8 protein-coding genes and 1 pseudogene are annotated in these 9,822 nt (G+C 70.0%); 6 read left to right on the top strand and 3 right to left on the bottom strand.

Going from position 1 to position 9,822, the window contains the following annotated elements; genetic code table 11:
* The 3 genes and pseudogenes from VB739_RS07665 to VB739_RS07655 all read left to right on the top strand — a co-directional run.
* Positions 1 to 338, top strand: a pseudogene (locus VB739_RS07665) (hypothetical protein); the annotation flags it as partial.
* Between the two features lie 71 nt (positions 339 to 409).
* The gene (locus tag VB739_RS07660; RefSeq protein ID WP_323356506.1) at positions 410 to 1,726 is read left to right on the top strand and encodes an APC family permease; all 1,317 of its coding nucleotides are present in this window, start codon (positions 410 to 412) and stop codon (positions 1,724 to 1,726) included.
* A complete protein-coding gene (locus VB739_RS07655) occupies positions 1,723 to 3,318 on the top strand; it encodes a glycine betaine ABC transporter substrate-binding protein (protein WP_323356505.1) in 1,596 nt (531 codons plus the stop codon). Before VB739_RS07660 ends, VB739_RS07655 begins: the two co-directional genes overlap by 4 nt.
* Here the strand turns inward: VB739_RS07655 and VB739_RS07650 are convergent.
* The gene (locus VB739_RS07650) at positions 3,288 to 3,809 is read right to left on the bottom strand and encodes a universal stress protein (RefSeq protein ID WP_323356504.1); all 522 of its coding nucleotides are present in this window, start codon (positions 3,807 to 3,809) and stop codon (positions 3,288 to 3,290) included. The two genes, VB739_RS07655 and VB739_RS07650, sit on opposite strands and share 31 nt — an antisense overlap.
* Before the next feature lie 10 nt (positions 3,810 to 3,819).
* Positions 3,820 to 4,569 (bottom strand): hypothetical protein, encoded by a 750-nt coding sequence (locus tag VB739_RS07645; RefSeq protein WP_323356503.1) that lies wholly within the window; start codon positions 4,567 to 4,569, stop codon positions 3,820 to 3,822.
* 177 nt (positions 4,570 to 4,746) lie between these two features.
* Here VB739_RS07645 and VB739_RS07640 point away from each other — a divergent pair, with 177 nt between their 5' ends.
* Complete coding sequence (locus VB739_RS07640) at positions 4,747 to 5,178, top strand: hypothetical protein (RefSeq protein ID WP_323356502.1); 432 nt, start codon at positions 4,747 to 4,749, stop codon at positions 5,176 to 5,178.
* Here the strand turns inward: VB739_RS07640 and VB739_RS07635 are convergent.
* The gene (locus tag VB739_RS07635) at positions 5,111 to 6,691 is read right to left on the bottom strand and encodes a ferredoxin--nitrite reductase (RefSeq protein WP_323356501.1); all 1,581 of its coding nucleotides are present in this window, start codon (positions 6,689 to 6,691) and stop codon (positions 5,111 to 5,113) included. The two genes, VB739_RS07640 and VB739_RS07635, sit on opposite strands and share 68 nt — an antisense overlap.
* Positions 6,692 to 6,896: 205 nt before the next feature.
* Here VB739_RS07635 and VB739_RS07630 point away from each other — a divergent pair, with 205 nt between their 5' ends.
* Entirely contained in the window at positions 6,897 to 8,036 is a 1,140-nt protein-coding gene (locus VB739_RS07630; protein ID WP_323356500.1) for an anthranilate phosphoribosyltransferase, read from the top strand.
* Positions 8,037 to 8,172: 136 nt separating this feature from the next.
* Complete coding sequence (locus VB739_RS07625; protein ID WP_323243571.1) at positions 8,173 to 9,726, top strand: MFS transporter; 1,554 nt, start codon at positions 8,173 to 8,175, stop codon at positions 9,724 to 9,726.
* Positions 9,727 to 9,822 lie beyond the last annotated feature (96 nt).

Raw genomic sequence — 9,822 nt, 5'->3', positions numbered from 1 at the left:
CCGCCGCCCTGGTGGCCAGAGGCCGCCGCCGCCTGGGCCGGCCCGCCGCCGCCCGCTTCTATTCCCAGCAGCCCACCCCCAGCTACGGCGCCAGCTTCCGGCTCGAGCAGCTGGGCCCACCGCCGCTGCTGGCGGATCTGGCTAAGCAGGAGGTACCGCTTCCTTCCAGCCAGCCCATGGTCGCCCCCTTCCAGTCCCCCCACTTCGCCATCGCGCCCACGGAGGACGGCTGGATCATCGAGGCCCGCGTCACCAAGGATCAACAGGGCGACTGGCTGCTGAGCCGCCACGAACTGGAGGAGCTCCAGGCCCTGCTGGAACGGGTGATCGCCTCCTGACCCGCTCCGCTCCCCCCGATCCGGCAGCTGCGGAGCTGGAGTCGCCGGGCCGCCTGCTGAACGTGCTGGGGGTGACCTTCGGCATCGCCGGCGCCGTGGGCGGCACCATCGGCGCCGGCATCCTGCGCACCCCCGGCCTGGTGGCCGCCCAGATGGGCAGCGGCCCCTGGGTGGTGGCGGCCTGGCTGGCCGGCGGCCTCTACGCCCTGCTCGGCGCCATCGCCGTGGCAGAGCTGGGGGCCAGCCTGCCCCTGGCCGGCGGCTGGTACGTCTACGCCCGGCGCTGCTTCGGTGATGCCGCCGGCTTCAGCGTGGGCTGGATGGACTGGATCGGCCACTGCACCGGCATCGCCTGGGTGGCGATCACCATCGGCGACTACGCGCTGTTCCTGCTGCCGGGCCTGGAGCTGCCTGGAAAGCTGCTGGGGCTGGGGGTGGTGGCCCTGTTCACCCTCATCCAGCTGCTGGGGGTGGAGGCCGGCAGCGGCAGCCAGAAGCTGCTGAGCCTGGCCAAGGCGATCGCTTTCCTGGCGGTGGTGGCGGCCTGCTTCCTGCTGGGCGGCCCCGACAGCCGCGCCGCCGCCAGCGCGGCGATCCCCACCACAGCGACGGGCCTGGCCACCCCGGCGGGATGGACGGGCCTGGCGGTGGCGCTGGTGTTCTCCCTGCAGGCGATCGTCACCACCTACGACGGCTGGCACAGCCCCATCTACTTCTCCGAGGAGTTCAGCGAACCCCAGGAGGACCTGCCCCGCTCCCTGATCGGCGGGGTGCTGGCCGTGATCGCCATTTACACCCTGTTCAACCTGGCCCTGCTGCGGGTGCTGCCCCTGAAGGTGATCGCCGTCTCCAGCCTGCCGGTGGCGGATGCGGCCGCCCTGTTGTTCGGCGCCTTCGGCGGCCAGGCGATCACCGTGCTGGCGCTGGTGTCCCTGGCGGGCCTGATCAACGCCTCGATCATGGGCGCCCCGCGCATCCTCTACGGCCTCAGCCGCGACAGGCTGTTCAGTCCCCTGGTCGACCGGGTGAACAAGGGCGGCACCCCCACCGTGGCCCTGGTGCTCACCAGCCTGGCCTCGGCCCTGCTGGTGCTCTGCGGCGATTTCACCATCCTGCTCGGTCTGGCGGCGTTTCTCTACGTGAGCCTCTACCTGGTGGGGATCGTCTGCCTGTTCGTGCTGCGCCGACGTGAGCCGGAGCGGCCACGGCCGTTCAAGGCCTGGGGCCACCCGTGGAGCACCGCCATCGTGCTGGTGGGGTCGATCGTCTTCCTGGTCGGCGCCCTGCTCAACGACACCGCCAACAGCGGCTGGGCCCTGCTGCTGATCGGCGTCAGCGTGCCGGTGTTCCAGGCCACCCGGGCCCTGACGCCGGCCGAAGCACCATGAGCGGCCCGTGGCTGCCGGCCTGGTGGGACGGCGCCCTGGCGGGGGAGATCCTGCAGCGCAGCGGCGAACACCTGCTGCTGGTGGGCACCGCCATCGGCCTGGCCCTGGCGATCAGCCTGCCGCTGGGCCTGTGGATCAGCCGCCGGCCCCGCTGGGCCGGGCCGGTGCTGGCCCTGGCCAGCACGGTGCAGACGGTGCCGAGCCTGGCGATCTTCGGCCTGCTGCTGACCGTGCCGCTGCTGGGGGGCATCGGCACCACACCGGCGATCGTGGCCCTCACCCTCTACGCTCTGCTGCCCCTGCTGCGGGGCCTGGTCACCGGCCTGGCCCAGGTGCCGCCGGGGTTGAAGCAGGCCGGGCAAGCCCTCGGACTCAGCGAGCGCCAGGTGCTGCTGCGGGTGGAGCTGCCCCTGGCCCTGCCCACCCTGATGGCCGGCCTCCGGGTGGCCACGGTGATCGGCGTCGGTGTGGCCACGATCGCCGCCGCCATCGGCGCCGGCGGCCTGGGGGTGTTCATCTTCCGGGGCATTGCCACGGTGAACAACGGCCTGATCCTGGCGGGGGCCCTGCCGGCCGCCGCCATCGCCCTGCTCGCCGATGGCGGCCTGGGGCTGCTGGAACGACGGCTGGCCCAGCCCCGTGCCAAGGGTCCCAGCGGCGGGCGGCGACGGCTGCTGCGGCTCGCCTGGCTCCTGGCGGGCCTTGCCCTGGGCACCGTGCTGGCCATGCGGTTGCTGCCGCCCGCAGGTACAGGGACGGTGCGGATCGGCAGCAAGAGCTTCACCGAACAGTTGATCCTGGGAGAACTGCTGGCCCAGCAGATTGAAGCCGCCACCCCGTTGAAGGTGCAGCGGGACTTCGGCCTGGGGGGCACCGGCCTGATCCACGCCGCCGTGCGCAGCGGCCGCATCGACGGCTACGTGGAATACACCGGCACCGCCTGGACCACGCTTCTTGACCAGTCCCCGCCGCCGCCGGACACGCCAGATCCGGCGCGGCGGGTGTTCGAGCAGACGCGCCGGCTCTATGGCGAACGCTTCGGGCTCACCGTGTTCCCCTCGCTGGGCTTCGAGAACAGCTTCGCGATCCTGGTGCGCCGGGACGAAGCGCGCCGGTTGGGGATCGCCACGATCAGCGAGGCCGCCCCCCACACCCCCAGCTGGCGGGCGGGCTTCGGCTATGAATTCCTCAATCGGCCGGATGGCTACAGCGGCCTGGCCCGGCGCTACGGGCTGCGCTTCGCCCAGCCGCCCGAGGCCATGGATCTGGGTCTCACCTACCGGGCCCTGGCTGAGGGGCGGGTCGACCTGATCGCCGGCGACACCACCAACGGCCTGATCCCCGCCCTCGACCTGCAGCAGCTGCGGGACGACCGCCACTACTTCCCGCCCTACGACGCCGTGCCGGTGTTCAACGCCGCCAGCCTGCGGCGGCACCCGGAGCTGGTGCCCGTGATCGACGCCCTGGCCGGCCGCATCCCCGCCGCCACGATGCAGCGCCTCAATGCCCAGGTCGACCTGGATGGCCTGGGTGTGGCGGACGTGGTGCGCCGCTGGCGGCTTCAGCTGGCCGGGGCGGCCGGGGCCGGCTGAAGCTCCGGATCGCTGCCGGCTTCCGCGGCCACGGGGCGCCGGAAGACGAGCACGGGCAGGTCGGTGTGGGTCAGCACCTGCTGGGTCTCGCTGCCCAGCAGCAGCCCGGCGAGGCCGCGGCGGCCGTGGGAGGCCATGAAGATCAGGTCGCAGCCGTGGCGGCTGGCGGCCTCGATGATCGCCTCGTAGACGACCGGATGATCACCCACGGCCGTGTCGCAGCGGACGCCCGCCTCCTCGGCCATGGCCCGGGCCCGATCCAGCAGCGCGGTGGCGTAGGCCCGCTCAGCCTGGCTGAAACGCTCCACCACGGCCGGATCGAGCAGCACCGGATCGCCGTAGATCGACGCCTGCGGTGGCATCGCCAGGTTGGCGAGCACGTGCAGAAAGGTGATGGTCGCCCCCGTCTCGCGGGCGTAGCTCACCGCCCGGCGGATCGTGCCGTCGGAGAGGTCGGAGCCGTCGGTGGGCACCAGCAGGTGACGGAACATCGGCCTCGCCTCATGCGCGCTGGGGGGACCCCCATGATCGCCCGTCAACCGCGTCCACACCCGCCCCTGCGAGGCGCCGCTCCACCCGGCGCGCCAGCTCCGGGGCCAGCCGGCCCCGATCGAGATCGGCCAGGTCCCCCCGGCCCGCCGGCAGTCGGGCCAGAAGGTCGACGGCCGTGGCCGCCAGGGCGGGATCGAGATCGCCGATGAGCTGGCGCAGGGTCTGCCGTAGGGGAGCCGCCGGCCAGGCGGCGAGCCCCACCGCCAGCCCCTCAAGGGCCGCGCGGCGCTGCTGCAGCGGCAGGGGAGCCAGGACCCGTTGGCGCAACAGCTGGAAATCCTCGGGATCGCGCTGGTGGCCCAGCAGCGGCAACAGAACAGCCATCCTGTCGATGGCCCCATTCCCAGCGGCAGCCCGCGCGTCAGTGGCCTCCCCTGGCAGGCGGAGGGCCTGTCGCAGCAAGGCCCTGCAGCGTCGGTCACGGATCCGGCCGATCAGGTTCAGCAGGGCGGGATTCGCGTCTGATTCGGCCAGCCACCAGGCCAGTAATCGGCTCGCCGCGGCGCCATCGAGCCGCCCGGCCAGCGCCGCGAGCAGATCGGCATCGGGCACCAGGCCGTGGCCCTCGATCGCCTCCAGCCAGGGCTCCAGGTCGAGGTCGTCCTGAGCGCGCAGACGCCGTAGCCAGGGCCAGCGATCGGGGCTGCCGGCTGGAGGCAGGTGCTGGGGAAGGGCCAGGAAAGGAGGCTGCCCGGTCAAGGATGAACCCCCCGGGACCACCGCGAGCCGCCAGCAGCTCCGCCCGATCCACCGGCTTGGCGGGCAGGGCCAGCCCCCTCAGGAACGGTCGCCATTGATACGTTTGATGCCCCAGTCCAGGGGTGTGGAGGCCCCAGGGCTACAAGGAAGGCACACCATTCGCAGGGCAGGCGTCCCATGGCCTTCAGCGGAATCGATGCCTTCTCCCACACCCCCAGCCAAAGGCAACGGGCCGAGACGCGGCGGTGGGGCCGGCCCAGCGAGACGCCGCGAACGGTCGGGCCGGTCGAGCAGAAAGAACGACAGCTGCTGCTGACCCTGGTGGCCCAGTTGGCCGACGCCCAGTTCATCAGGGCCGACAGGGATCGGGTGGCCCAGCTCTGGCAGGAAGTGGCGGCCCTGGAGATTGATCCCGAACGGGTCATCCGGCTTCTTTACGGAGGGCAGGATCTGAAGGACAGGGCCACGCTGGCCATGCTGGACCGTGGCTGGCACCCGGAGGTTCCCCGGGGCAGGCGTTTCCCCTGGGGCCGCCGAGCCCTCAGGCGAGGGTCGTCCGCCGCCGGGCGCCGAAACGTTCCACCAGCAGCGCTTCCAGCACGTCGCTGAGCGCACTGAGAGGAACACCCTTCTCGTGCAGTTCGGCCAGCCGTGGCTCCTGGCCCATCGACCCGCCCAGGAAGATCTTCGCCGCCTCCACCATCAGACCCTCCTGGCGGGCCTTGGCGCCCATCAGGCCGATCTGGCCCATGTAGGGCTGGCCGCAGGCATTGGGACAGCCGGTCCAGTGGGTACGCACCGCCTGGGGAAGCTCCAGGCGACGCTCCAGGTCGTCGATCACGGCCTGGGCGGTGCTCTTGGTGGGGATCAGGGCGAAGCTGCAGTAGCGGCTGCCCGTGCAGCTGACCGCTTCAGCCTGAAGGGGCCCCGGCTCGAGCCGGAACCATTCCAGCAGCGGTTCGGCTTGCAGGGCCCCAAGCCGATGGTTGGGGACATTCACGATCAGCACGTTCTGGGCTTCGGTGAAGCGCAGCTCGCCGCTGCCGTAATCGCGGGCCAGGCGCGCCAGTTCCAGCATCTGCTCCGCATCCAGGCGCCCCATCGGCACGTGCAGCCCCGCCCAGTGGAAGCCTGCCTGCTTCTGGGCCTGGAGGCCCAGCCCGTCGCGCGGGGCCCGCACCACCAGATGGCGGCCATCGTGGGGCAGGGGCGCCGGCGCTGACTCCCCGGCCAGCTTCCGGTAGCCCGCCACCACGGCAGCGCGGTAGGCCTCCAGCCCCAGGCCATCGATCAGATACATCAGCCGACTTTTGTTGCGCTGGACCCGGTTGCCGTGGGCGTCGTAATGCCGCAGCAAGGCCAGGGTGAAAGCGGGCAGCTGGTCGGGCCGCAGCCAGAGGCCCAGGGGAACGGCCAGTTCGTTGCGCTGGGCCGAGAAGAACCCGCCCACCATCACCGTGAAGCCGAGCGGCGCTGCCGGGTCCTGCGGGTGGGGCGCCGGCAGGAAGGCGAGGTCGTTGTGCAGCAGGAAGCTGTCGGGGGCGCCGCCCACCGCCACGTTGAACTTGCGCGGCAGGTTGCGGGGGCCGCCATCGGCCAGCAGCCGCGTCTGGATGGCCTCCACCAGCGGCCGCGTGTCGATCAGCTCCTCGGGATCGAGGCCGGCCAGGGGGTTGCCGGTGATGTTGCGAGGGTTGTCGTGGCCCGACTGGCGACTGGTGAGGCCAACGCGCTCCATCGCCGCCAGCAGGGGCGGCATGTCCTCCAGCAACAGCCCCCGCAACTGCAGGTTCTGGCGGGTGGTGATGTCGGCGCTGCCGTGCTCGCCGCAGCGATCGACGGCGTCGGCCAGCACCTCCAGCTGATCGGAGCGGATCACCCCGTTGGGCAGCCGCAGGCGCACCATGAAGCGACCGGGGGTGACGGGGCGGAAGAAGATCCCCAGCCACTTCAAGCGGATGGTCAGGGTGGCCTCATCCAGGTTGTCCCAGCCAGCCGCGGCCAGTTCCGCCAGCCGGGGCTCCAGATCCAGGCCGCAGAGCTCAGCCTTGGCCTGCTCCACCTTGCTGAGGCTGGGCGCTGGCGGCGTGGTGAGCTCGTTGCTGGTGTCGGTGCTGTTCATGCGAAAACGGTGGTCCGCATGGCCGGCCACGCGGAGAATCCCTGCCAGGCAGGAGGACGCAAGCAACCCCGGGGGGTCGTCTGAAGCCGGGACGCCGGTGAGAGCTGCGTCGACGGGAAGGATCGTTTGTCGGGGAGCGCCAGAGAAAGCTGCGCAGACCCACCGATCAAGAAGGGTTTAGTTTCCGGCATGGAGCCGTCCTCCCATGTCGCCACTGTTACCAGAACCGGCCAGCCTGGGGCCCGACGCCGCGGGGGATCGGCGCCTGGTGCGCCTGCGGGCGCTCGGCCCCGAGCGGGCCCACTTCCGCGAGTTGATCGGCAAGGTGGGCAGCGGCGAACACACCAGCACCGGTCTGGATCGGCAGGAGGCCGGTGTGGCGATGGACCTGATGCTCCAGGGCCAGGCCGATGACGCCCAGATGGGAGCCTTCCTGATCGCGCACCGCATCCGCCGCCCCCACCCCATCGAGCTCTCCGGGATGCTCGACAGCTACCGCCGCTGGGGCCCGGTGCTGGAAACACCCGGCCGACGACCGCTCTGCTTCGGGGTCCCCTACGACGGCCGCAGCCGCACCGCCCCCCTGCTGCCCCTGGTGGCCCTGGTGCTGGCCAGCGACGACCTGCCGGTGGTGCTGCACGGCGGCGACCCGATGCCGGTGAAATTCGGCGTCACCCTGGCCGAGCTGTTCGAGTCGATCGGCATCCCCTCGACCGGCCTGCCGCTCAGCAAAGTCCAAGAGCGCCTCGACCGCTATGGGCTGGCCCTCACCCACCAGCCCGACCATTTCCCACTGGCCGAAAAGCTGGTGCCGGTGCGGGATGCCATCGGCAAACGTCCGCCGGTGGCGAGTCTGGAGCTGCTGTGGACGCCGCACCGGGGGGAGCACCTGCTGGTGAGCGGCTTCGTCCATCCCCCCACCGAGACCCGCGCCTGGCAGGCCCTACAGGACTGCGGCGAGACCGACCTGCTGACGGTGAAGGGGCTGGAGGGCTCCACCGACCTGCCCACCTCCCGCGCCGGCATCACAGCCCGGGTGCGCCAGGGGGCCACCGAGCGGATCCTGCTCCACCCCCGCGACCACGGCATCACTTGCGCGGAGGTGCCCTGGCAGGGCCTTGAGCTGTGGCGATCGCAGGCCCTGGCAGCCCTCTGCGGCGAAGGCACCCTGATGCCGGCGCTGCGCTGGAACGTGGCGGCCTACCTGTGGTTCGCCGGCCGCTTCGAGCGTCTCGAGGACGCCCTGGAGCGGGCGACGGGCCTGCTGATGGCCCGCAGCGGCGAGCGGCTGCGGCGGGACATGACAGAACGTGGAGAAGAAAACGGCCGCCCCGCCCCGACATGACCGCCAATCGGTAGCTATCGCCACAGCCCACGCCCCTGCGCGAATGGTGTGATCTTGGAGTGGTCAGCATTTGCGCCGCTCTACGACCTGGGCGCATTCTTTCCAGAAGCCAGGGTTATCACCCATACCCTGACTCATGCTTGGCGAACTCTGGTCCTTCCAGGGAAGATACCGAACCCTTCACCTCACGTGGTTCGCGTTCTTCCTCACTTTTGTGGTCTGGTTCAATCTGGCCCCGCTGGCCACGACGGTCCAGGCCGATTTCGGCCTCTCCGTTCCCCAGATCCGCACCCTGGCCATCTGCAACGTGGCCCTGACGGTTCCGGCAAGGATTCTGATCGGGATGCTGCTCGATAAATTCGGGCCCCGGATCACCTATTCCACCCTGCTCGTTTACGCCGCCATTCCCTGCCTGATGTTTGCGGCCGCGCAGGACTTCAATCATCTCGTGATCGCCCGCCTGCTGCTCTCCATCGTTGGCGCCGGCTTCGTGATCGGCATCCGCATGGTGGCGGAGTGGTTCCCCCCCAAGGAAATCGGCCTGGCGGAAGGGATCTACGGCGGCTGGGGAAACTTCGGTTCGGCCTTCTCGGCCCTCACACTGGTGATCGTGGCCGGATGGCTCTCCTTCTCCGGCGGCGCCGACATCGGCGGGGTGGTGCTCAACTGGCGCGGAGCCATCGCGCTCACCGGCATCATCGCAGCCGTCTACGGAGTCATCTACTTCTTCAGCGTCTCCGACACTCCCCCTGGCAAGACTTATCAAAAGCCCGCAAAGACCGCCGGCCTGGAAGTCACCTCCATGAAGGATTTCTGGGGTCTGCTGGGGATGAACGTTCCCTTCGCGGTGATTCTGGTCGTGCTGGCCTGGCGCCTTCAGAAGGTCAAATTCCTTGATGCCGGTGGTTACACCATCGCCCTTTTGCTGGTGCTGGCCTGGTTCATCTTCCAGACCTGGGGAATCATCCGCACCAACCGTGATCTGATCTCCGGCGCCAAGAGCTATCCCAAGGAGGATCGCTACGACTTCAAGCAGGTGGCCGTGCTTGAGCTCACCTACATCGTCAATTTCGGCTCCGAGCTCGCCGTGGTGTCGATGCTCCCCACCTTCTTCGAAACCACCTTCGCGCTACCCAAGGCCACCGCCGGCATCCTGGCCTCCGCCTTCGCCTTCGTGAACCTGGTGGCCCGCCCCGGCGGCGGCCTGTTGTCCGATCGGCTCGGCAGCCGCAAGAACACCATGGGCTTCCTCACCATGGGCCTGGGCATCGGCTATCTGGTGATGAGTCTGATCAAACCCGGTACCTTCACAGGAAGTGCCGGGATTGCGGTCGCCGTGGTGCTCACCATGGCCTGCTCCTTTTTCGTTCAGGCCGGAGAAGGGGCCACCTTTGCCATGGTGCCCCTTGTCAAGCGCCGGGTCACCGGTCAGATCGCCGGCATGGTGGGGGCCTACGGGAATGTGGGCGCTGTGGCCTACCTCACCATCTACAGCCTCCTGCCGCTGTGGATGGGGGACGGCTCCAAGGATCCCTCCCCGGCGATCGTGGCGGCCTCCAACAGCGCCTTCTTCCAGGTGCTGGGGATTGCGGGCCTGATCGTGGGTTTCCTCTGTTACTTCTTCCTCAGGGAGCCCAAGGGATCCTTCGCCGAGGAACACGAAGGCGAGGCGGCCCTGGCCCAGGTCTGAGTCCGGTTCGATCCGGTCGTTCGTCCAGAGGCCTCGTTCAGCGGCCTCTTCCAGCTGTGGAGGTCGGTTGCTTCGTCCGATCTCCACCCAGCTGCG

Origin of the sequence: Cyanobium gracile UHCC 0281 (assembly GCF_034931305.1) — a bacterium.
In the GTDB taxonomy this organism is placed as follows: domain Bacteria; phylum Cyanobacteriota; class Cyanobacteriia; order PCC-6307; family Cyanobiaceae; genus Cyanobium; species Cyanobium gracile_A.
Note: the sequence above shows the minus strand (reverse complement) of the source record. Positions and strands in the feature narration are given on the sequence as shown.

Bases quoted from the DNA above. Each gene is read 5' to 3' on its own strand.
- VB739_RS07635 (WP_323356501.1), bottom strand. From the start codon at position 6,691: ATGAACAGCACCGACACCAGCAACGAGCTCACCACGCCGCCAGCGCCC.
- VB739_RS07625 (WP_323243571.1), top strand. From the start codon at position 8,173: ATGCTTGGCGAACTCTGGTCCTTCCAGGGAAGATACCGAACCCTTCAC.
- VB739_RS07630 (WP_323356500.1), top strand. From the start codon at position 6,897: ATGTCGCCACTGTTACCAGAACCGGCCAGCCTGGGGCCCGACGCCGCG.
- VB739_RS07655 (WP_323356505.1), top strand. From the start codon at position 1,723: ATGAGCGGCCCGTGGCTGCCGGCCTGGTGGGACGGCGCCCTGGCGGGG.
- VB739_RS07640 (WP_323356502.1), top strand. From the start codon at position 4,747: ATGGCCTTCAGCGGAATCGATGCCTTCTCCCACACCCCCAGCCAAAGG.
- VB739_RS07650 (WP_323356504.1), bottom strand. From the start codon at position 3,809: ATGTTCCGTCACCTGCTGGTGCCCACCGACGGCTCCGACCTCTCCGAC.